Source organism: Thalassospira profundimaris, from assembly GCF_003326795.1.
GTDB lineage: Bacteria > Pseudomonadota > Alphaproteobacteria > Rhodospirillales > Thalassospiraceae > Thalassospira > Thalassospira profundimaris_C.
The window spans coordinates 247,713-268,780 of the sequence record NZ_JPWI01000001.1 but is presented as its reverse complement, the minus strand read 5'-3'; the positions used below and the strand labels follow the sequence as shown (position 1 = coordinate 268,780).

20 protein-coding genes are annotated in these 21,068 nt (G+C 55.6%); 4 read left to right on the top strand and 16 right to left on the bottom strand.

Features of this window, described 5'->3' with window-relative positions:
• From TH30_RS01255 to TH30_RS01200, 12 genes are all read right to left on the bottom strand, one after another.
• A complete protein-coding gene (locus TH30_RS01255; RefSeq protein ID WP_114096284.1) occupies positions 1-582 on the bottom strand; it encodes a biotin transporter BioY in 582 nt (193 codons plus the stop codon).
• A 267-nt stretch (positions 583-849) separates the two neighbouring features.
• On the bottom strand, positions 850-1,500 hold the full coding sequence (locus TH30_RS01250) for a GntR family transcriptional regulator (RefSeq protein WP_114096838.1): 651 nt from the start codon (positions 1,498-1,500) through the stop codon (positions 850-852).
• A 151-nt stretch (positions 1,501-1,651) separates the two neighbouring features.
• Positions 1,652-2,401 (bottom strand): proteasome-type protease, encoded by a 750-nt coding sequence (locus tag TH30_RS01245; protein ID WP_114096283.1) that lies wholly within the window; start codon positions 2,399-2,401, stop codon positions 1,652-1,654.
• Positions 2,402-2,418: 17 nt separating this feature from the next.
• Complete coding sequence (locus TH30_RS01240; RefSeq protein ID WP_114096282.1) at positions 2,419-3,237, bottom strand: transglutaminase family protein; 819 nt, start codon at positions 3,235-3,237, stop codon at positions 2,419-2,421.
• A 1-nt stretch (position 3,238) separates the two neighbouring features.
• A complete protein-coding gene (locus TH30_RS01235; protein ID WP_114096281.1) occupies positions 3,239-4,186 on the bottom strand; it encodes an alpha-E domain-containing protein in 948 nt (315 codons plus the stop codon).
• 19 nt (positions 4,187-4,205) lie between these two features.
• Complete coding sequence (locus TH30_RS01230) at positions 4,206-5,609, bottom strand: circularly permuted type 2 ATP-grasp protein (RefSeq protein ID WP_114096280.1); 1,404 nt, start codon at positions 5,607-5,609, stop codon at positions 4,206-4,208.
• A 175-nt stretch (positions 5,610-5,784) separates the two neighbouring features.
• On the bottom strand, positions 5,785-6,546 hold the full coding sequence (cobM, locus tag TH30_RS01225; protein WP_114096279.1) for a precorrin-4 C(11)-methyltransferase: 762 nt from the start codon (positions 6,544-6,546) through the stop codon (positions 5,785-5,787).
• Entirely contained in the window at positions 6,546-8,495 is a 1,950-nt protein-coding gene (gene cobJ / locus TH30_RS01220; protein ID WP_309471186.1) for a precorrin-3B C(17)-methyltransferase, read from the bottom strand. The genes cobM and cobJ overlap by 1 nt, the downstream gene beginning before the upstream one ends.
• Positions 8,492-9,229: a precorrin-2 C(20)-methyltransferase gene (gene cobI / locus TH30_RS01215; protein WP_114096277.1), complete on the bottom strand. Its 738-nt coding sequence runs from the start codon at positions 9,227-9,229 to the stop codon at positions 8,492-8,494. Before cobI ends, cobJ begins: the two co-directional genes overlap by 4 nt.
• Complete coding sequence (gene cbiE / locus TH30_RS01210; RefSeq protein WP_114096276.1) at positions 9,226-10,479, bottom strand: precorrin-6y C5,15-methyltransferase (decarboxylating) subunit CbiE; 1,254 nt, start codon at positions 10,477-10,479, stop codon at positions 9,226-9,228. Before cbiE ends, cobI begins: the two co-directional genes overlap by 4 nt.
• Entirely contained in the window at positions 10,476-11,159 is a 684-nt protein-coding gene (locus TH30_RS01205; protein WP_114096275.1) for a precorrin-8X methylmutase, read from the bottom strand. Before TH30_RS01205 ends, cbiE begins: the two co-directional genes overlap by 4 nt.
• A gap of 33 nt (positions 11,160-11,192) precedes the next feature.
• Positions 11,193-12,230 (bottom strand): sirohydrochlorin chelatase, encoded by a 1,038-nt coding sequence (locus TH30_RS01200; protein WP_114096274.1) that lies wholly within the window; start codon positions 12,228-12,230, stop codon positions 11,193-11,195.
• 428 nt (positions 12,231-12,658) lie between these two features.
• Between TH30_RS01200 and cbiB the strand changes: the two genes are divergently transcribed.
• A complete protein-coding gene (gene cbiB / locus TH30_RS01195; protein WP_114096273.1) occupies positions 12,659-13,675 on the top strand; it encodes an adenosylcobinamide-phosphate synthase CbiB in 1,017 nt (338 codons plus the stop codon).
• Positions 13,672-14,289, top strand: a complete 618-nt coding sequence (locus tag TH30_RS01190) for a nucleotidyltransferase family protein (protein WP_114096272.1) — start codon at positions 13,672-13,674, stop codon at positions 14,287-14,289. The genes cbiB and TH30_RS01190 overlap by 4 nt, the downstream gene beginning before the upstream one ends.
• A gap of 20 nt (positions 14,290-14,309) precedes the next feature.
• On the opposite strand, the gene rfaE1 is transcribed toward TH30_RS01190, so the two are convergent.
• The 3 genes from rfaE1 to TH30_RS01175 are packed head-to-tail and all read right to left on the bottom strand — an operon-like array spanning position 14,310 to position 17,404.
• Entirely contained in the window at positions 14,310-15,782 is a 1,473-nt protein-coding gene (gene rfaE1, locus TH30_RS01185) for a D-glycero-beta-D-manno-heptose-7-phosphate kinase (RefSeq protein ID WP_114096271.1), read from the bottom strand.
• A gap of 54 nt (positions 15,783-15,836) precedes the next feature.
• Complete coding sequence (locus TH30_RS01180) at positions 15,837-16,421, bottom strand: D-sedoheptulose 7-phosphate isomerase (protein ID WP_114096270.1); 585 nt, start codon at positions 16,419-16,421, stop codon at positions 15,837-15,839.
• 29 nt (positions 16,422-16,450) lie between these two features.
• On the bottom strand, positions 16,451-17,404 hold the full coding sequence (locus tag TH30_RS01175) for a UDP-glucuronic acid decarboxylase family protein (RefSeq protein WP_114096269.1): 954 nt from the start codon (positions 17,402-17,404) through the stop codon (positions 16,451-16,453).
• Between the two features lie 232 nt (positions 17,405-17,636).
• Between TH30_RS01175 and TH30_RS01170 the strand changes: the two genes are divergently transcribed.
• Complete coding sequence (locus TH30_RS01170; protein ID WP_114096268.1) at positions 17,637-18,866, top strand: EAL domain-containing protein; 1,230 nt, start codon at positions 17,637-17,639, stop codon at positions 18,864-18,866.
• 61 nt (positions 18,867-18,927) lie between these two features.
• On the opposite strand, the gene cobT is transcribed toward TH30_RS01170, so the two are convergent.
• Positions 18,928-19,962 carry a nicotinate-nucleotide--dimethylbenzimidazole phosphoribosyltransferase gene (gene cobT / locus TH30_RS01165; protein WP_114096837.1) on the bottom strand — a complete coding sequence of 345 codons (1,035 nt, stop codon included), beginning with the start codon at positions 19,960-19,962 and terminating at the stop codon, positions 18,928-18,930.
• Between the two features lie 265 nt (positions 19,963-20,227).
• On the opposite strand from cobT, the gene cobS reads away from it, so the two are divergent.
• Positions 20,228-21,049, top strand: a complete 822-nt coding sequence (gene cobS, locus TH30_RS01160; RefSeq protein ID WP_220150261.1) for an adenosylcobinamide-GDP ribazoletransferase — start codon at positions 20,228-20,230, stop codon at positions 21,047-21,049.
• Positions 21,050-21,068 lie beyond the last annotated feature (19 nt).

The window sequence follows — 21,068 nt, the reverse complement described above, 5'->3', positions numbered from 1 at the left end:
TCAGGCCGCCTTGTTCAGGCTTTTAAGGTGGCGGATGGCGGCAAAGCCAACGGCAACCAGCGCAATCTTGAGGATGTCGCCAAGGATGAAGGGGGTAAAGCCAAGGGCAACGACCTTTTCCGACGGCACAAAGGCCGAAAGCCCCGCCAGTCCAAGAAGATAGACCGGCACCATACCGACCATCATGACAGCAAACTGACCGACTGCGCTGCGCCCACGTGCCAAGGCCCCGACCAGACCGGCCGCTACCAGATATCCGGCGAGATAACCGCCCGTCGGACCCATCATATAGGCAATGCCGATGCCACGTTCCGGTGTTCCGGCAAAGACCGGCAGGCCCGCAGCCCCGGCGGCAAGATAGGCCAGCAGGGTGGCTACGGCCATGCGCGGACCGGTCGCAACGGCAATGGCCATGATGGCCATGGTCTGCAACGTCATCGGTACCGGCCAGAACGGAACAGTGATCTTGGCACTTGCCGTGATCAGGGCGACGCCCGCCAAAACCATCAGGGTGTTTTTCGTCCCGTTCAGGACAGGATTGTGGAGTGCAGTGTTGCTTTCCGGGGTGACGGAATTGACCATGATGACGTGTTCCTCCGGCTATGTTCTAAAATTATCTATAAAATTGAATCTGATCTATTAATTACGCCGCCATTGGATCGTGAAATCAATCCAAAAATCGCAAAATCAGCAAATTTGTTGCAGGTCCCTAGGAAGTTTTAGATAACTAACTGAAAATAAATAATAAAAATTATCTATAAAATGTTGGAATATAGATGCAAGAATGGCGCGATTGATACCAAAGGCATCCAATCGGTAATCATCAGACCAGAAAATTTGGATTTTTGATCAGATCGCAGACAGCTTGCGACTGTTTTTGCCGGGCTTGGTGCCAATCCATTTGACATGGCGGGCAAGGGTGGCGGCAGCGACATCAAACTGATGTTCGCGCAGGGCGCGCAGGATGGCGCGGTGGTCCTGATCGGTCGGGGCTTCCCATTCCATCCGGAAACCGGAAAACAGGAACCGCGCACTGGCGGCATGAAGATCATCAATGCTCGCCATCAGGCGCGGCATGTTGCACGGCTCAAGAATGATGCGATGGAACGCCTTGTTGGCGTCTTCCCATGCCCGGACATCCTTGGCGTTTTCACCGGCGCGATTGATATCCTCGGCCTCGTCAAGGATCGCGCTGGTCAGATGCGGGGCCGCATGACGCAGGGCCAGAACTTCAAGCGATGCCCGCATTTCCGCGACTTCGCGGACTTCGGCGATGTCAAAGCTTGCGACACGCACACCGCGTCTGGGTTCGCTGACCACCAGACCCTGTGCCTCTAGGCGGCGAAAGGCTTCGCGCACGGGCACGTGGCTTGCGCCAAATTCCTCGGCAAAGTGATCCTGACGCAGTTTGGTGCCCGGCGCGATATCGCCGGCAATGATGCGATCAGCAAGGGTGCGGGTGATCCGCCCGGTAACGGTGGTGTCGGTCTTTTCTGTCATGATTTTATAGATAATTTGATGCGCGATATTTGTCACTGGAAAGTTCATGCCAGCGTCGGGCAAGCAGGAAAAATTTAAGACCGGGAATGAAAAAAATCCGGACCCCGACAGGTCCGGATTTGTGCTCGGGGCTGCTTATAGTGGTGCCGGATTATTCGGCGGCCAGATCGCAATGTTCGTCTGGCATATCGGCAAAGGCATCGCGCAGCGCATTTGACCATGCATCGGAAAGGGCGCGGAAACCCTTGTCATCGGCCTCGATCCGGCGCAGTTCGGAAAACTGGCAGGCATCATCGGGCAAAACGGCCAGATCAAGTGGCATGCCGACCGACAGGTTCGAGCGCAGGGTCGAATCCATCGACAGCAAAACCGCCTTTACCCCGTCCTGAATCGGGGTTTCGGGGGTGATGACCCGATCAAGGATCGGTTTGCCGTATTTATGTTCGCCAATCTGCAAATAGGGCGTATCGGCTGTGGCTTCGATAAAGTTGCCTGCCGCATAGACCAGAAACAGACGCTGCTCGCCACCCTTGCGCTGACCACCCACCATGATCGAGGCCGCACTGCTTTCGTGATGCTGCTCAAGGGTGTCATGGTATTTGTGCTGAACTTTCTGCATGGCTTCGCCAACAAGCTCGGCAACGCGGAACATGCTGGGCGCACTCAGGATGCAGTTACCCGGTTCGGTGTCGGGATCATCAATGGCTTCATGCAGGGTGCTCATCACCGCCTGGGTGATGGCCAGATTGCCTGCCGACAAAGCCACGATGGCGCGATCACCGGGCACTTCCCATGTGAACATTTTGCGATAGCGCGAAATGTTATCAAGGCCCGCATTGGTCCGCGTATCTGAAAGGAAAACCATCCCTTCGTTCAGCATCAAACCGACACAATAGGTCATTTTTCGTCTTGGTCCGGTTACTGTTGTGATTGCGCGATGACGACTGTTACATCCAAATTTTCGTTCGCGCCACCAGTATGTACACCCCGTATAGGTGTAGCCACCTGCCCATCAAGTCCAGCCCCCAGTCGAATATAATAATCTGTCGGACAACAACGGTTTGCCGGATCAAACCCAACCCAGCCGAAATCAGGCAGATGTAATTCCGCCCATGCATGGGATGCCTCATGGGGCTTGCCATCCTGATCGGCAAACAGATAGCCCGATACATAACGCGCCGGAATATCAAGATGGCGGGCGGCTGAAATCAGGACATGGGCATGGTCCTGACAGACCCCCTTGCCATCGGCCAGTGCGTCAGCCGCGGTCGTGTGAACATGGGTCGTACCCGGCGCATAAGCGATGGCATCGGAAACTGCTGCGGAAAGTGCATGGGCGCGATCAAGAAGGGACGCGTCCCTGGTCTTTTTGGCAACTTTTTCGGCCAGCTTGCGGATGGCAGCGCTGGATTTGGTCATCGGTGTCGAGCGCAGGAAAACAGTCGGAAAGGCTCGTTCCTTGTGACCGCGAAGCACGCCTGCAGTGTCGGTGGTTTCGACCTCGCCGCGTACGACAATCTCGATCTCGTCGACCGGTCCGCCTGCCGTCAATGTGCTGATGATATCGCCATTGCCGTCGGTAAATTCCGTCCCGATCAGGCAACCCTCGGCAGTGATCGACCAGTTAAGGATTTTCTGACCTTCAAATTGTGCCGGTGTCAGCTTCAGGCTTTGCACAACATGACGGGCCGGGGATTCATAGCGGTAATGGGTTCTGTGTTCGACTGTCAGGCGCATCTTACTGCCCCCCGAAATAATAGGCTTCGGCAATGGCACTTGAAAGCGCACCGTTGCGGATCTGGAAGTCAGTGAGGAATTCGTGCAGACCTTCCGAGAAAATCTCGTCCATCGCACTTTGCGTCAGAAGCGAATACATCTCGACGGCCTGCCCGTGAACGTCATGGCGTTGACCATAGTGACGCGCCAGCCGTTCCAGATGCTGTGTGATCTGTTCGGCACAATGGGCCAATGATCGCGGACTGAACGGATTAAGGATCAGGAAATGCGCGATGCGATGCGGGGAATAATCATCGCGATAAACCCAGTGGAATGCACGCAGTGACGATGCCGCACGTAAAACTGTGGTCCATTGATAATTATCCACACCATCGCCAACCATGCTGGTTTCAGGCAACAGCACGTAATATTTCACGTCCAGAAGACGGGCAGTGTTATCGGCCCGTTCGATAAAGGTGCCCAGACGGATAAAGTCATAGCCGTCATTGCGCAGGATGGTGGAATCAGTTGCGCCACGGAACAATGACCCCTGCTTTTTCACCCAGTCGATGAATTCCGGCAGCTCGTTCTTGGCCAGATTATGCATCGACGGACGGCGAAGTTCCATCAGGGCATTGTTAAGCGCCTCCCACATTTCTGCGGTGATCGCGGTACGCATGGCACGTGCATTGGCGCGCGCATATTCAAAACAATTGATGATCGAAGACGGGTTATCCCGATTGAAAATCAGGTAATTGGCGACTTCTTCCTGACGCAGCGGTGCATCAGGATCATATCCGGCAAGACATCCGGACGCCGAAAGAACCGATTCCCATTCCGAACGGTTGCCATCGCCAACAGCAGGCATCAACGCCATGCGATAGCCCATCTCCATCAGGCGGGCCATGTTTTCGGCCCGTTCGACATATCTCGACAGCCAGAAAAGGTTGTCTGCGGTACGACTAAGCATCTTTCAACCCTTTCCCTTGTTAATCACTCATGATCCAGGTGTCCTTGACCCCGCCGCCCTGCGACGAGTTCACGACAAGCGATCCTTCACGCATGGCAACACGGGTCAAACCGCCCGGTGCAAGGCGAATGTCATCTCCGACAAGGCAGAAAGGCCGGAAATCGACATGGCGCGGTGCGATGCCGCTTTCAACAAAGGTCGGGCAGGCAGACAGCGCAAGCGTTGGCTGGGCAATGAAATCACCCGGATCGGCCTTGATGCGTTCGGCATAGGCCGCCTGTTCTTCCCTGGTTGATGCCGGACCGACCAGCATGCCATAGCCACCCGAACCGTGAACTTCCTTCACGACCAGCTCGCCCAGATGTTCAAGAACATATTTCAGATCATCGGGCTTGCCGCATTTCCATGTCGGAACGTTATTAAGGATCGGTTCCTGCCCCAGATAGAACCGGATCATGTCTGGAACATAGGTATAAACCGCCTTGTCATCGGCCACACCGGCCCCCGGTGCCGAACAGATGGCAACCCCGCCCGAACGATAAACATTCATCAGTCCGGGAACACCCAGAACAGAATCCGGCCGGAAACACAGCGGATCGATATAGGCATCATCAATCCGGCGATAGATCACATCGACCCTTGCCGGGCCGCGGGTGGTCCGCATATAGACCCGGTCGTCGGAAACAAACAGGTCCTGACCCTCGACAAGTTCAACACCCATCTGGTCAGCAAGGAACGAATGTTCGTAATAGGCGCTGTTCATCGCACCGGGTGTCAGCACGACGATATTGGGTTCGCGGTCACATTTGGGCGGTGCGATGCTTTTGAGCGTCTTGAGCAACATGTCCGGATAGCTTTCAACCGGCTCGATGCGCAGGTTTTTGAAAAGCTCGGGGAACATGCGCATCATGATTTCGCGGTTCTCAAGCATATAGGACACGCCAGACGGGGTGCGGCAGTTATCCTCAAGCACATAGAAATCTTCGGGCCCGGTGCGCACGATATCGACACCAACGATGTGGCTATAGACCTTGCGCGGGGGATCGATGCCAATCACAGCCGGTTCAAAGGCGTCGTTCTTGAACACCAGATCGGCGGGAATGATCCCGGCCTTGATGATTTCGGCATTGTGATAGACGTCATAGAGGAACGTGTTGAGCGCCCGTGCGCGCTGTTTGACGCCGCGATCAAGTTTGCGCCATTCGCTTGCGGTGAAAATGCGCGGGATCAAATCGAACGGAATCAACCGTTCCGGGTCTCCGCCCTCGCCGTAGACGGCAAAGGTAATGCCGATTTTTCGAAAGAGAGTTTCAGCTTCAAGGCGCTTTTGTTCGAGTACCTCGGGGCCGTTTGCTTCCATCCAGTCAACCAGTGCGCGATATGGCTCGCGGACCTGGTCGTCCATTGTCATCTCGTTGAACATGCATACTCCCCTTTATTACCCTTCGATTAAAGGCGTGGCGGGGCTTGGCGGTCAAGGATGTTCAGGGTTGAAATGACAGATTTTTCGGCAAAATTCTCTTGTGCTGAAAAAATGAACTTGGTGCATAGGGGCTTTGTACAAAAAACGGGCGGGTTTTGCGCCCGCCCGATCCGGTTTACGCCTTGGCCGGGCGTAATACGTGGGTATGGTCGGCGGCATAAAGCCGGGAATCGGTGAAATCCTTGCGGCCAAAGACCTCGCCCACCATGATCAGGGCGGTACGCGTGATGCCGCTTCCCTTGACCTTGTCGCGGATGTCGCCAAGGGTCCCGAAGATATATTTCTGATCGGGCCAGGTCGCGCGATAGGCAATCACCACCGGGCAGTTTTCGCCATAATGCGGGATCAGATCGCGCACCACATTGGCCAGATTGTTGATCGACAGATGGACTGCCAGTGTCGCGCGTGATTTGCCCAGTTCGGCAAGACTTTCGCCTTCGGGCATGCTTGATGACCGCATGGCAGTGCGGGTCAGGATCACGGTTTGCGAAATATCGGGAAGGGTCAGCTCTGCACCGATCTCGGCTGCGGTTGCGGCATAGGCTGAAACACCCGGCGTAATGTCATAGGGAATGCCAAGATCATCCAGACGACGGATCTGTTCGGCGATTGCGCCATAAATCGACGGATCACCTGAATGGACACGCGCCACATCCTGACCCTTGGCGTGGGCGGCCTCGATCTCGGCGATGATTTCATCAAGATTCATCGGGGCAGTATCAATCACGCGGGCACCTTCGGGGGCGCTTGTGACGATTTCCTCGGGCACCAGTGATCCCGCATAAAGACAGACCGGGCATTTTTCAATCAGACGTAAACCGCGTACCGTGATCAGGTCCGGAGCGCCGGGACCGGCACCGATAAAATGAACAGCCATTATTGTGCCCCGCCTTTCTTGGAAGTGTCGTTTCTGGAAGTGTCAGTGCTGCTATGAACCGGGGCCTTGGCCGCATCCGGGCCCTTTTTGGCATAGCCGCGCGGCGTATAGACCCATTCATTCTCGCCACGGGTGATATGGCGGCTGTTGCTTGATCCGACCAGAACCGTGGTCAGCATATCAACCATGTCGACTTCCAGTTTCGAAAGCGGAACAACCGTTATTTCCTCGTCCGGGCGGCCAAGCTGACGGCCAAGAACAACCGGCGTGTCAGCCGGGCGGTGTTCAAGAAGGATATCACGGGCCACGGCCAGCAAATCACGGCGGCGCTTGGAAACCGGATTATAGAAGGCAATGACAAAGTCGCCCTCGCCTGCGGCCTTGAGGCGGCGCAGGATATCTTCACGCGGGGTCAAAAGGTCGGAAAGCGAAATCGCACAGAAATCATGGCCCAGCGGTGCGCCAATGCGCGATGCTGCGGCCTGAAGGGCGGAAATGCCCGGCGATACCTGAACCGCAACCCGGTTCCAGTCAGCGCGATCTTCACGATCCAGCAATTCGAACACCAGTGTTGCCAGTGCATAGATGCCCGCATCCCCCGACCCGATCAGGGCAACATCCTTGCCGGTGGCAGCAAGTTCAAGGGCGTGGCGCGCACGGGCTTCCTCGGCCCCAAGATCGGAATGATGGCATGCCTTGCCATCAATCAGCGATCCCAGAAGATCAAGATACATCTGATAGCCGACGATATCGGTCGCACGTCCGATCAAAGCAGTGGCTTCGGGACTGCGCCAGCCGATCTGCCCCGGACCGATGCCAACGATGGACAATTTGCCCTGTGCCGTGCCGATGGTGTCAGGAATGATGTCGTCCTGTGACAGCGCAACCGCACAGGTGGATTTCCCGGTTTTGTGTTTGGGGACGATCAGTTTGCCGTTTGGCCCGACGGTGGCAAGTGCGGCCCCCTCGGCCACGCCATGACAGCCGGTTTCGGCAAAGACCACATCGGATGGCGTGACAAGACGGTCTGCCTCGGCCTCAAGGGTCTGGGCATCAAAGAACCGGGCCGGAACGCCAAGGCGGCGGGCCAGTTCATGGACGCAAGCTTCGTCGGCCTTGAGATCAATGGAACTGACACAGGCAATTGCCTTGGGGCTCAGGCACTGACCGGCCAGTGTTTCCATCACAAGGTCATAAAGATCATCAACCGGGCAGCCGCGTTCACAGCCAACCCCAAGGGCCAGAACAGGCGGGTGATAGGTGATTGCGGTTTCCGCACCATCGCTGATGGCGTCATCATCAGCCCCCTCGCGCGCGGTGGCGGTGATCAGAACACTGCCATCCTCGCTTTGGGCGATGGCACTGTTGGTCAGCCATGCCGCCGATCCGGCTTCGACCTCAATCCGGGCAGAGGCCCCGGCCAGAAGGGCCGCCGTGGCCGGTTTGACCGTTTCGGGTGTGCCCAGTTTCCAGCCCGCAGGCGGTTCATCAAGGGCAAGGCCCAGCATCGCATCGCCCGGGGTGGTGATTGCGGCCTTGCCGCCCAGCCGTTCGGCCAGATCGCGGGCCAGCCGGTTGCCACCGTGATGCCCACCCAAAAGCGGGATGAAGGTATCGCCTGCTTCGTCAACGGCAATGACGGCGGCATCCTGCCACTTGCCAGCCAGAAGCGGCGCAAGGGCGCGGATCAGAATGCCTGCGGCACAGACACCAATGATGACATGATCAGACGAGAATGTTTGTTGCAGATGCGCAATGGTATCATCAAAGGCAACATCAACATCCTTGACCGACACGCGGGTCCGCAAGCCATGGACACTCGCACCCTGAAGGTTCGATGCGATCTTGCGCGCAGTCGGAAGGGCGCGCTGCGTCAGGCAAATGACGGCAATCGGGGCGATCGGGTTGGTCGGCAATGCCGGGCTGTTCGAGCTGTTCTGGGCGGTCATCGCCATGCGTCTCCGCGACGGTGGATCAGGATCATGGAAAAATAGGGGGCCTTGGCATCGACCGGAAGATCGCCAAGCGGCACCATTTTCTGGGTTTCCAGGGTTGCACGTTCGATATAACGCGCCCGGTCCGTCAGGCCGAGCTCGTTGATCACGTCGCGCACCTTGGCAAAATGGCGGCCGAGTTTGATGATGGCAGCTGCATCGGTATTGGCAAGCTGTGCGCGCAGGCGATCAGCATCCAGCGGGCCGGGAATGACTTGCAATACGTCATTCTTGGCGGCCAGTGGTGCGCCAAGCTGGGCGGCACAGGCCATCATGGAACTGACACCGGGAACAGTTTTGACCGGATAGCCGGCCTCGGCCAGACGGCCAAACAGATACATGAAGCTGCCATAGAAGAACGGATCGCCTTCGCAAAGTACCGCAACGGTTTTGCCGTCAGCCAGATGCTTGCCGATTTCAATCGCGGCGGCGTCATAGACCGGGTCGGCGGTTTTGCCCATTTCGATGCGGATGGCAATTTCGATCCGGCCTTCGGGAATGTGCGGATCGACAATCTGGCGGGCAAGGCTGACGCCGTCTTCAAGGGCAGGATAGGCAATCACATCCGCCTGTTGCAGGATTTTATAGGCCTTGAGCGTGATCAGATCAGGCTCGCCCGGTCCGATACCAAGCCCATAGGCCGTTCCGGCAACCGGAAGGCGCTCTGCGGGAAGGTCCGCACTGCTCATGCTTTTACTCCGAGGTAATGGGTGACAGGGGCAAGGTTGCTCCAGCCCTTGAACGTGCCGCGCGGGACAAGTCGGGATACCGACAGGCGCGACAGCGTGCCACCTTTTTCATTGTAGAAACGTAATAATTTTTCTTCGCCTTCAAGCGTGACCGTATTGGCGACCAGCCGCCCATGGGTCGGAAGCAGATCCCAGCAGGCATCGAGCAAACCATTGCTGGTGATACCACCGCCAATAAAAATGGCATCGGGTCGCGGCAGGCGATCGGCAAACATGATTGCGTCTTCAATTGTGCTTTGTTCGATCACAAGTCCGGGGACACCAAGGCGCAGGGCATTTTTCCTGATCATTGCACAACGTTGGGCATCGCGTTCAATCGCAACCGCCTGACCGCGCATGCGTATCCATTCGATGGAAATCGAACCGCACCCGGCCCCCAGATCCCACAATATGCCACCGGCAAAGGGTGCAAGCGATGACAGGGTTTGGGCACGGATTTCGGATTTCGTGATCATGCCGTCATGAATAAAGGCATCATCGGGCAAGCCCGGTCCCGTGGGTAACGGATTGGCCTTTGGCCCGGCTTCGAGATCAATCATGATCAGATTAAGCGGATCGACGGCCTTGACGTCTGGCATCGATGTGGCGGTGGATTGCCAGGTGCGTGCCGTCTGGGTGGTGATCCGTTCTTCCGGACCGCCAAGCCGTTCACACACCGACATGCGGCTTTGATCAAAGCCTGCTTCGCACAGCATGACCGCGACCAGTGCCGGGGTCGATCCATCGGCACTTAGGGCAATCAGTTTGCCATGCGGGCGCAAATGGGCGCGCAAGGTTTCCGGATCACGGCCATGAAGCGTGATCACATCGCATTCCGCCAATGGCCAGCCAAGGCGCGATGCCGCCAGAGAAATGCTTGATGGCGACGGGATCGCATATATCGGTTCGGGTCCGAAATATTTTATCAGTGTATTGCCGACCCCGAAATACATCGGATCACCGCTGGCCAGAACTACCGGGTTCTGATCAAGGCAATCCTCGATCAGCGGCAGGTTGGCTTCAAACGGGGTGATCCATTTGTTCAGGGTGGCGGTGTTTGATCCGGGCAGCATGGCAATATGGCGGCTGCCGCCAAAGATAACGGTGGCATTTTCAATGATCTTGCGGGCCATCGGCGACAGGCCGTCATAACCGTCTTCACCGATCCCGATGACTGTGATGCGGCCCTTGAGCGGGGCTTGTTCGTTCATGGCATGCCCCCGTTCCTGCGATCAAGGGTGCCATCGGGTGTGGTCGCGTCATCGCGCGCCAGACGAGCCAAAGCATTGACCGTTGCTGCCGTCACAGCACTGCCGCCAAATCGACCGCGCAAGGTGACAAAGGGAATATCCCCGGCATGGTCAATCAGCGCATCCTTGCTTTCAGCCGCGCCGACAAACCCGACCGGCATGCCGATGATGGCGGCGGGCTTGGACAGGCGTCCTTCATGGATGGCTTCAAGCACATGGAAAAGGGCCGTCGGCGCATTGCCGATGGCTATTATTGCGTCTTCGATATGATCTGCCCATGCCTCGACTGCGGCGGCTGACCGGGTTGTACCGAGCCGGTTGGCAATGTCATGGGTCGTGTCGTCATTCAGGGTGCAGATAATCTTATTTTCTGCAGGCAACAGGCGGGAAATGATACCCTGGCGGACCATTTCCGCATCACAGAGAACGGGTTTTCCCGATCTTAGCGCTGCTGTTGCCGAACCGACCAGATCGCCGCCAAAGGCGATCCGGGCCGCCATTTCGACCATGCCACAGGCATGTATGATGCGGATGGCAACAGGCTGTTGGTCATCTGAAAAGCGCGCAAGGTCAGCCTCGGCCTTGATGGTGGCAAAGCTTTTGGCATAGATTTCCTGCGGATCACGCAGATAGTCAAACATTGCCGCGCCTTTCAGAATCCCGGGATCGACCGGTCAGGAACCGGTCGATTTATTCACGTCATCATGGGAATGGCTGTGCCCGTGATCATGGTCATGACTGTGATCGTGGCTATGATCATGTTCGTGTCCATGATGATGGTGCCCATGACCATGGTGATGATGGCCGTGGCTATGACCATGGCTGTGTCCGTCCGTGCCGATCCCCATCACATGGTGGTGGTGGCCAACCTGCGGGGTGCCAACATCGCCTTCAAAGCCGATGATCTGTTCGCGGTATTTGCACAGCTGACAGTTCATATTGTTGTCGCCGGTGTCGATCTCGGCAAGGCGTTCGGCAAAGCTTTCAAGCACCATCGGGTGGTCTTTAAGATAGCCTGCCTTGATGAATTCAACATCGCCAAATTCGGCGGCAACTTCATCGGTGTGGGTATAGATGCGGTCAATCAGGATACCGGCGAACAGGAAATAGGGGAAGACGACGACGCGCTTGTATCCCAGTTTCATCGCTTCGCGCAGACCCGCATTGACGCGCGGATGGGCAACGCCGGAATAACTGATTTCGGTGCGGCCAAAGCCCATACCTTCCTGCAGCATGCGGGCAACTTTATAGACGTTTGAATTGGCATCCGGATCGTTGGTGCCACGCCCGACAACCATCAGAAGCGTTTCCTTGCGTGACACGCTGTCATCGGCATCGGCCATCGCTTCCTCGATACGGTCTTTGGCCGCACTCAGAAGTTTGGGATCAATGGCCAGATCGCGGCCAAACAGGACTTCGATATCCGGATTTTCATGGGCGAAATTGTTCACTTCGCTTGGCAGGTCATTTTTGACGTGACCGGCAGCAAACAGCATACCCGGAAGGGCATAAATCTTTTTGTGGCCCATGGCTTTGAGCTTTTCAAAGCCGTCACGAAGGATCGGGTGGGCAAATTCGAGAAAGCCGCTTTCGACATCATAGTCGGCCAGATGGGTCTGTTTCATCGTTTCAACCATGGCGTTGAACTGTGAAACGGCGCGTTCGTCGCGCGAACCGTGGCCGCAAATCATTACTGCGCCTTTGGGGGACATAAAAGGCTGCTCCTTTGTCTCTCTTTTGGTGTTCTTCGCGATGCTTTTGCCATCGCGGTACCCGATGCCACCCCCGTTTTCACCGATTGGCTTGCGGAATGCAAGCGGCAGGTAACAGAAGATGGATCGCAGGCCGCATCGGGGGCGAAAATACTACTTATTGTGGGCGGGGTATCTGTTGATATCGAAGATGTTGTAGGGGGCGTTTGGCTATGGGGATGTCTGTATACCGGCTGGTGATCGCAAGGGGGGCTGACGTGACCGAAACTTCGGTCACTGACTTGTTGGTATGATGAAATTAAAAATCGTATGAAAATGTTCTAGCAAACCGGATCGGGAATGGCAAATCGTCTTGTTGATAGAATGACTTATCCACAGGACTTGTCATTGGCATTGACGGTTGGCTGTGCAGGACGCACATTGCGCCGATGGAACCTGATCTCGTCGATTTTCTTATTCCGGTTTCCGGGTTTTCCGGGCCACTTTTCACAATACTGGTGCTGGCACTGGTGTTGGACGCCATCTTTGGCGACTTCCCCTGGCTGTTTTCGCGCATTTCTCATCCGGTTGTCTGGATTGGCAACCTGATTGCGTGGTTTGAAGCCCGCCTTAACCGTCCGGGTCGCAGCCATGCTGATCTGATCGTTCGCGGGACTGTAACAAGTTTGGCGGTGATTGCCGCAGCCGGGTGTTTTGGCGGGGTGGTTCAGCTGGTTTCGACGCTGGGGGATGTCTTCCGGGGATTTGAAATTCTTCTGGTCGCAGTTCTGATTGCCCAAAAGGGGCTTTATCAGCACGTCAAAGCCGTCTCGACAGCGCTTAGGAAAGATGGGCTTGCAGGCGGGCGCAAGGCGGTTTCAATGATTGTCGGGCGCGATCCGGACAAGCTTGATGAAGCTGGTGTCAGCCGGGCCGCGATTGAAAGCTGTGCTGAAAATTTCTCGGACGGTGTTGTCGCGCCACTCTTCTGGTATGTGGTTGCCGGTCCGATTGGCATTTGCGTCTATAAGGCGATCAACACCCTTGATTCCATGATCGGTCACCGCAACGAACGGTATTTGTATTTCGGGCGTTTTGCCGCACGCCTTGATGATGTGGTGAATTTTATTCCGGCCCGCATTGCCGGGGGGGTGATTTGTCTGGCTGCTGTTCTTGGGGCAAAGACCAGTGGCAAAGCCGCATGGCAGACACTTTTGCGCGATGCAGGCAAGCATAAATCCCCAAATGCCGGATGGCAGGAAGCAGCCTTTGCCGGGGCGCTTGATCTTGCCCTTGCCGGACCCCGCCAATATGGCGACGAGATCGTTGATGACCCCTATATCGGATCGGGGCGGCGTGATGCCACGGCCTCGGACATCGATCGGGCATTGTCGCTTTATACCGGGGCCTGCCTGATCAATGCGGCCTGGCCGGTTGTGATCAAGCTTCTTTGGGTCGGGTTATGAGTTCCGGGCAACTCATTGATCAGTGTGTTCTCGGCGCAGACTTCGTAAACGGGGTTTTTCAAAACCGGTTCAATGGCGAAATCCTGGGTCGGTTCGGATCACTTGGCTTTTCCGATTGGTGGCTGACCGCCGGGTGTCTGGCGCAAACCATCTGGAACCTGAATGCCGGACGGCAGTCGGAAGCCGATATCAACGATTACGACATTTTTTATTTCGATCCCGATACGGACTGGGAGGCCGAAGATCGGGTGATTTCCCAAGCCGCGGCACTCTTTGCCCATTTGCCAGTTCGCATTGAAGTCCGAAATCAGGCGCGCGTGCCGATCTGGTATCCGGAAAAGTTCGGTTTTGACTATGGCCCGGTCCATTATGCCAGCGACGGGATCGACCGTTTTGCCTATCAGACAACGGCAATAGGACTGCGAAAAGACAGAAATGGCAGCTTTCGCATCTATGCCCCGTTTGGGCTGGAGGCTGCGATGTCAGGCCAGATTATACCCAATCCGGTTTTGCCAATCCGCAAGGTCTATGAGGCGAAAGTCGCGCGCTGGAAGAAAATCTGGCCGGACCTGGTCATCGGGCCATGGCCCGATGACGTCAAAGCCGTTCCATAAGGTCGTCTGAAAGTCAGACCTTATTTTTTGCCGTCATTCATGCGCGCAATGGTCGAGGTGGTTGAAAACCCGTCTTCAAGATTGGCCAGAACCACCTTGCCGCCATAGCCATGCACGATATCGGCACCCACCACCTTGTCGATGGTGTAATCGGCACCTTTGACAAGGATGTCAGGCTTGATCGCCTCGATCAGTTTGATCGGTGTGTCTTCACTGAAAATCACGACGCCACTGACTGTTTCAAGGGATCCCAAAACAGCAGCACGGGCAGCTTCGGATTGAACCGGGCGGCTTTCGCCTTTGAGACGTTTGACCGATGCATCGGAATTAAGCCCGACAATCAGGCGGTCGCAATTTGCGCGTGCCTGTCGGAGCAGGCTGAGATGGCCGGGGTGCAAAAGGTCAAAGCAGCCATTGGTAAAGCCGACCTTGTATCCCTTGCGACGCCAGCGCTCTGCGCGATCCACCATACGATCAAGCGGCATCAGTTTGGCCTCGCCAATCATCAGATCATGGTGGTGCAGGGCCGATACCAGCTCATCAGGATAGACTATCGCAGTGCCGATTTTACCAACCACGATACCGGCGGCAACATTGGCAATGCGCGCCGCATCGGCAAGACTTGATCCCGCCGCCACGGCCGAGGCAAGGCAGGCAACCACCGTGTCACCCGCACCCGATACGTCAAACACTTCGCGGGCCTCGGTTGGCAGGTGAATGGCCTCACCCCCCTTGGTGACAAGGGTCATGCCATCCTGGCTTCTGGTCAGAAGGACATTATCAATGCCGCATTCGGTGATGATTTTGGTTGCCGCAGCAATCGCATCTTCGTCACTATTAACCGCAATGCCGGTCGCGGCCTGTGCTTCGGCGCGGTTCGGCGTGACCACGGTGGCACCGCGATAGATGCTGTAATCATTGCCTTTCGGGTCGACAATGACCGGCTTCCCGGCCTTGCGTGCCGCATTGATGGCGGCGGCAACCACGTCGGCGTGCAAAACACCCTTGCCGTAATCAGACAGAATGATCGCTTCAACGTCTGGTGCCAGCTGCCCTGCAAGGGCTGAAAGGTTGCTGATTGTCGCCGGGGCAATATCGGATGTGGTTTCGTTGTCAGATCGCAACAATTGCTGTCCGCTGGCGATATAGCGGGTTTTGATCGTGGTCGGGCGGTTGCGTTCGGTCTGGATATAGGGCTCAACACCCTTGTCATTGGAAACATACTCCATGACTTCCCGGCCCGGCAGATCATCCCCGACAAGTGTCAGAAACTGAACAGACGCGCCAAGGGCTGTGGCATTGCGGGCGACGTTGCCCGCACCGCCGAGCATCGCACTTTCGCGTTCGACCCGGATTACCGGGATCGGGGCTTCGGGCGAGATACGGTTAACCGATCCATAGACAAAGCGATCAAGCATGACATCGCCAATGCAAAGAACTTTGGCGTTGGTCAGTTGTTCTACCTGTCGGGCCAGATGGCTAAGATCGGTCATGCTGTGGTGTCTTTGTTCTGTCTGGGTATTTTATAAATCAGGTGTCTGGCGAACTTATCGCTTGGTCAGGCCAAGGGTGTGCTCAAGGGCACCGACCAGCATCTGACCAAGCTGGATATGCATTTCCTGAATGCGTGCCGTGGTGTTGCTTGGCACAATCATCAGCGGATCACACAGACCAACCATATCGCCGCCGGTTTTCCCGGTCCAGCCGGTCGCAATCAGTCCCATTTCCCTGGCCTTGGCCAGCCCAAGATTGACGTTCTTGCTGTTGCCCGATGTCGAAATCCCGATTGCAACATCGTCGGGGTTGCCGAGTGCTTCGATCTGGCGCGAGAACAGGTAATCGAACCCGAAATCATTGCCGATTGCGGTCAATGCCGAACTGTCGGTGGTCAGGGCAATAGCCGGAAGGGCGCGACGATCATGGATATAGCGAACCGTAAATTCGGTTGCGATATGCTGGGCATCTGCCGCAGAGCCACCATTGCCGAAAAACAGCAGTTTGTTGCCGTCATTCAGCGCATCGGTACAGATTTCGACCAGTTCAATGAACGCATCGCGGGTTGCTTCGCGGGTTTTGTTGACCAGATCAAGATGCTCGTCAAATTCGGCATCGAAAAAGGCTTTGATATCCATCGCGCGTCAAAATCCTGCAGTAAGTCGTCTTAACCGTGTTTCACAATCAGATCGCGGAAATACTCAATGGTTGAGCCAAGACCGGTTTCCAGTGCTACTTTCGGCTCCCAGCCCAGTGTATTGCGGGCAAAGGTAATATCGGGTTTACGCTGAAGCGGATCATCAGCCGGCAGATCCTTGAAGATCAGCCTGGATGACGATGACGTCATGTCAATCACACGTTCTGCGAGTTCGCGAATGGTGATTTCATAAGGGTTTCCAAGGTTCATCGGGCCGGTCACTGATTTATCGGTCGCCATCAGACGCACGAAGCCTTCAATCAGGTCAGTATAGAAACAGAAGGAACGGGTTTGTTCGCCGTCTCCATAGATGGTGATGTCTTCACCCTGAAGTGCCTGAATGATGAAGTTTGAAACCACGCGGCCATCTTGTGGATGCATGCGCGGGCCATAGGTATTGAAGATACGGGCAACCTTGATATCAAGGCCGTGCTGGCGGTGATAGTCAAAGAACAGGGTCTCTGCGCAGCGCTTGCCTTCGTCATAGCAGGCGCGCGGACCGATCGGGTTGACATTGCCACGGTAATCTTCGGTTTGCGGATGTACTTCCGGATCGCCATAGACTTCGCTGGTCGATGCCTGGAAAATCTTTGCACCAACCCGCTTTGCAAGGCCAAGCATATTGATCGCACCATGCACGCTCGTCTTGGTCGTCTGGACCGGGTCGTGCTGATAATGGATTGGCGATGCCGGGCAGGCCAGATTGTAAATCTCGTCGACTTCGAGATAGAGCGGGAAGGTCACATCATGACGCATCAGTTCGAAATGCGGATTTTCAAGCAGATGGATAATGTTGTCTTTGGTGCCGGTATAGAAATTGTCGACGCAAAGAACGTCATTGCCTTCTTCAAGCAGACGTTCACACAGATGCGACCCAAGAAAACCTGCGCCACCCGTTACCAGAATGCGTTTGCGTCGCCACATATTGTTCTTTGACCTATCGCTCAGATGTTAAATCGGGCTGAAACTAGCAGCTTGGATGGCGGAAAGCTACGACTTATCTTTTCGCCAGATGTTTGAAAATGTCCGATTTTCACGTTTGGTTTCAATAGATATGAATGATAAATACATAACCTGTTAATCGACAGGCTCTATTATGAAACGGGCTTGGTATCGGCATTGGTTCCGATAAAACAATAATCTGGTTTTTGCATTAATGTCTGATAGCTCACTTCCATCACCCGAGGCCTTTCTCGTCGACTATGTGCGGCGCCTTGAGCGGCGCAAGGACGGTGTCGGTGCTATCCATGTGCATTTCTCGAAATTGCAGGCATTCAACCGGCGTGATCACCATATCCGCACGGCGATTGTTGCCTTTGAAGAAATCGTGCCGGAAGTCACCGGTCGCATTTTTACCCTGTCGAATCAGGATCTGATTTTCATTTTCGATGCCGCGGAAATGGACGAGGTCAATGCCGTCATTTTCCGGCTTAAGTTCCTGTTTAATGATGATCCACTGATCAGCGATGGCAAGGATGAAAGCGGCGCACCGGCCACTTTCACCGACTATTTCGATGTCGGCCAGCAATATAAGGAATTCCTGCATCTGACCCAGATGCTGGTGCGATCAAACGCCAACCGGCCACGCGTCGTCAGCAAGGCAGCAGAACGCCATAACGATCACCCGGACTATGGGGATGATCGTGCGCCGCTGACACCTAAAATTCTTGGCCGTATTGATGAATCCCTGCGCCGGGCAGATCTGTCCAATCTGATGCGCCGACAGGCGATTTGTGCGGTGGTCGGCGATGCCAACCCGACGCCGGTGTTTCATGAATTGTTCATTTCAATCAAGGATTTGCAGGAAACGCTCCTGCCCGATGTCAATGTTCTGTCGAACCGGTGGTTGTTCCAGCATCTGACGGAAATTCTTGATCGTCGCATGCTGTCGCTTTTGACGCGGTCCAATGATGCATCCGTGACCGGTTCGGTCAGTATCAATCTCAATGTGTCGACCTTGCTATCACCTGATTTCCTGACCTTTGACAGCAATGTCAAAGCCGGTCAGCGCGGCACCATTGTTCTTGAACTGCAAAAGATCGATATTTTCGCCGATCTGGGTGCGTTCTTCTTCGCGCGTGATTTTTGCCGTGATCGCGGGTATCGCATCTGTATTGATGGTATCAGCCATCTGTCGCTTCCCTATATCAACCGTAACAAGCTTGGCGTTGATATGATCAAGATGATCTGGGATCCGGAGATGGAAAGCATGGACGAAGAGCATCGCGAAGCCATGCGGGCTGCGGTTGCTGAATCTGGTGATACGCGTGTGATTCTTTGCCGTTGCGATGATGAACGGGCCATCAAGTTTGGCCATTCAATCAATATCACCATGTTCCAGGGCCGCCATGTCGAGCACCTGATGAGCGAGCGGACAAAAAAATAGCGCCGGTTGCCTCCGGCGCTATCCTGTCGATAACATCACTTATCGCATCGCCTGGAAAAGTTTACGCCTCTTCCTTGCCATCAATTCCGGCTTTTTCAAAGGTTGCCATGCCGTTGTGGCATTCGGCTGCCGAACGCAGAAGCGGGATGGCAAGTGCGGCACCTGATCCCTCGCCAAGGCGCATGCCAAAATCAATCAGGGCCTTTTTACCAAGCTTGTCGAGCAAGCGGATATGCCCCGGCTCGGCTGAAACATGACCGACAAGGCAGTGATCGAGCGCATCAGCACGCACCGCAGCAAGAACAGCAGCCGCCGCACAGGAAACATAGCCATCAAGCAAAACCGGCACCCGTGAATAACGCGCAGCAATAATCGCACCAGCCATGGCGGCGATTTCACGACCGCCGACACAGCGCAACACATCAAGCCCGTCATGCATCTGGTTTTTATGCAGGATGATGGCATCGCCAACCACGCGGGTCTTAAGTGTGAGTGCGGCATCATCAATCCCGGTGCCCCGGCCTGTCCATTCGGCCGGGGTTCCGCCATAAAGCGCATGTGCAATTGCGGCGGCCGCGGTGGTATTGCCAATCCCCATTTCACCCGGAACAAACAGATCAAGGCCCTTTTCGATTGCGCTCATGCCAAAGGCCATGGCTTCTGCGCAGCCTTCATCATCCATCGCCGGTTCCTGGCTGAAATCATTGGTCGGGATTTCAAGGGCAACTTCCATCACCCGCAATTCCGCATCAACCGATTTGCAAATCTGGTTGATGGCCGCCCCGCCATTGATGAAGTTTTCGACCATCTGCTGGTTCACACTTGGCGGAAAGGCCGAAACTCCCTGCGCGACCACACCGTGGCTTCCGGCAAAGACCGTAACGCGTGGACGCGACATGCGCGGACGCGATGTTCCCTGCCAACCTGCAAGCCACAAGCTGAATTCTTCCAGTCGCCCAAGCGATCCGGCCGGCTTGGTCAGGGTCGGTTCGCGTTCGAGTACCGCTGCCTGTGCGTCGCTATCCACACCGGGCAATTCAGCCAGAAGGGTGCGGATCTCATCAAGGTTTTGGGGCGGGTGCTTGGCATTGAACATATTGGTCTCCGGCTGGCGGCATTTCGTCGAAAGCGTGTTCCGCTTGGCTTCTGAGATGGTAAGGACTAGGTTCAGAAACCAATCAAATGGTGCGTCTTGCTGTTCATCAGGTTTCTGGTTTCCCGGTGCGGGGCAGCTTCCATCAGATGGCAGGATGACAGGCGCCGGGGAAATCGGCCTCAAACTAGGCCCATGTGCAACAGAATGCCAGTTCGAATATCGGAATTTGACGGTGCCCGAAGATCATAACCAAAACGAAACAAATATGCAAAGCACAGATCAACCGGATGCGAAGTCAAAGGAATTTGGCCACGAAACCATCGCAGATACGTCTGTTCTGACCGACTTCTGGCGGGCCATGGCTTTGCTGAGCCGGGTGCCGGTTTACCATATTGATGACTTTCGTCCTGTCATGATTGCACGATCAGTCTGGTGCTGGCCGCTTGTTGGTCTGGTGCTGGCCGGATTTGCTTTGCTTCCTGCCATGCTGGCCCATTACCTGACCGGAAATGCGGTCATATTTGCAATCTTTGCAGTTGCGTCCATGGTGCTATTGACCGGGGCCATGCATGAAGACGGTCTTGCCGATTGCGCAGACGGTTTTGGCGGTGGTGTCGATCAGGCCCGCAAACTGGAAATCATGCGCGACAGTACGGTTGGTACTTATGGCGTGGTTGCCTTGATACTTGGTCTGGCATTGCGTCTGACCCTGATTATGGCGGCTGCGGATATGGGCCAGGGGGCGGTTATTTTCCTGGTTGTTGCAGTAATTTCACGTGCCGCCATACCGGTTATGATGCGTATCCTGCCTCCGGCGCGCGATAATGGTCTGGGCAAGGGGGCGGGACGGCCCGACGGGCTGCCGATCCTGATCGGACTTGCGATTGCGACTGTGATTGTTCTCGTCCTTTCCGGCATTGTTGCAACGCTTGCGGTTAGTTGCGGCGTTGCCCTTGCCATTTGTCTGGTCCGGCTGGTTGCCAAATGGCAGATTGGTGGGCAAACAGGCGACGTTTTGGGCGCAACGCAAATCTGTGCCGAGCTGTTTGCCGGTATCGGATTTATCGCGGCGATGACCATGGCATGATGGTAAGATGACAGCGTTT

Excerpts from the sequence above, each read along its gene's own strand:
- cobT (WP_114096837.1), bottom strand. The coding sequence starts at position 19,962 with ATGTTCAATGCCAAGCACCCGCCCCAAAACCTTGATGAGATCCGCACC.
- cbiB (WP_114096273.1), top strand. The coding sequence starts at position 12,659 with ATGGAACCTGATCTCGTCGATTTTCTTATTCCGGTTTCCGGGTTTTCC.
- TH30_RS01250 (WP_114096838.1), bottom strand. The coding sequence starts at position 1,500 with ATGACAGAAAAGACCGACACCACCGTTACCGGGCGGATCACCCGCACC.
- TH30_RS01230 (WP_114096280.1), bottom strand. The coding sequence starts at position 5,609 with ATGTTCAACGAGATGACAATGGACGACCAGGTCCGCGAGCCATATCGC.
- cobM (WP_114096279.1), bottom strand. The coding sequence starts at position 6,546 with ATGGCTGTTCATTTTATCGGTGCCGGTCCCGGCGCTCCGGACCTGATC.
- TH30_RS01190 (WP_114096272.1), top strand. The coding sequence starts at position 13,672 with ATGAGTTCCGGGCAACTCATTGATCAGTGTGTTCTCGGCGCAGACTTC.
- cbiE (WP_114096276.1), bottom strand. The coding sequence starts at position 10,479 with ATGAACGAACAAGCCCCGCTCAAGGGCCGCATCACAGTCATCGGGATC.
- TH30_RS01175 (WP_114096269.1), bottom strand. The coding sequence starts at position 17,404 with ATGTGGCGACGCAAACGCATTCTGGTAACGGGTGGCGCAGGTTTTCTT.
- TH30_RS01235 (WP_114096281.1), bottom strand. The coding sequence starts at position 4,186 with ATGCTTAGTCGTACCGCAGACAACCTTTTCTGGCTGTCGAGATATGTC.
- rfaE1 (WP_114096271.1), bottom strand. The coding sequence starts at position 15,782 with ATGACCGATCTTAGCCATCTGGCCCGACAGGTAGAACAACTGACCAAC.
- TH30_RS01170 (WP_114096268.1), top strand. The coding sequence starts at position 17,637 with ATGTCTGATAGCTCACTTCCATCACCCGAGGCCTTTCTCGTCGACTAT.
- cobI (WP_114096277.1), bottom strand. The coding sequence starts at position 9,229 with ATGAGCAGTGCGGACCTTCCCGCAGAGCGCCTTCCGGTTGCCGGAACG.
- TH30_RS01180 (WP_114096270.1), bottom strand. The coding sequence starts at position 16,421 with ATGGATATCAAAGCCTTTTTCGATGCCGAATTTGACGAGCATCTTGAT.
- TH30_RS01200 (WP_114096274.1), bottom strand. The coding sequence starts at position 12,230 with ATGTCCCCCAAAGGCGCAGTAATGATTTGCGGCCACGGTTCGCGCGAC.
- cobJ (WP_309471186.1), bottom strand. The coding sequence starts at position 8,495 with ATGACCGCCCAGAACAGCTCGAACAGCCCGGCATTGCCGACCAACCCG.
- TH30_RS01255 (WP_114096284.1), bottom strand. The coding sequence starts at position 582 with ATGGTCAATTCCGTCACCCCGGAAAGCAACACTGCACTCCACAATCCT.
- cobS (WP_220150261.1), top strand. The coding sequence starts at position 20,228 with ATGCAAAGCACAGATCAACCGGATGCGAAGTCAAAGGAATTTGGCCAC.
- TH30_RS01240 (WP_114096282.1), bottom strand. The coding sequence starts at position 3,237 with ATGCGCCTGACAGTCGAACACAGAACCCATTACCGCTATGAATCCCCG.
- TH30_RS01245 (WP_114096283.1), bottom strand. The coding sequence starts at position 2,401 with ATGACCTATTGTGTCGGTTTGATGCTGAACGAAGGGATGGTTTTCCTT.
- TH30_RS01205 (WP_114096275.1), bottom strand. The coding sequence starts at position 11,159 with ATGTTTGACTATCTGCGTGATCCGCAGGAAATCTATGCCAAAAGCTTT.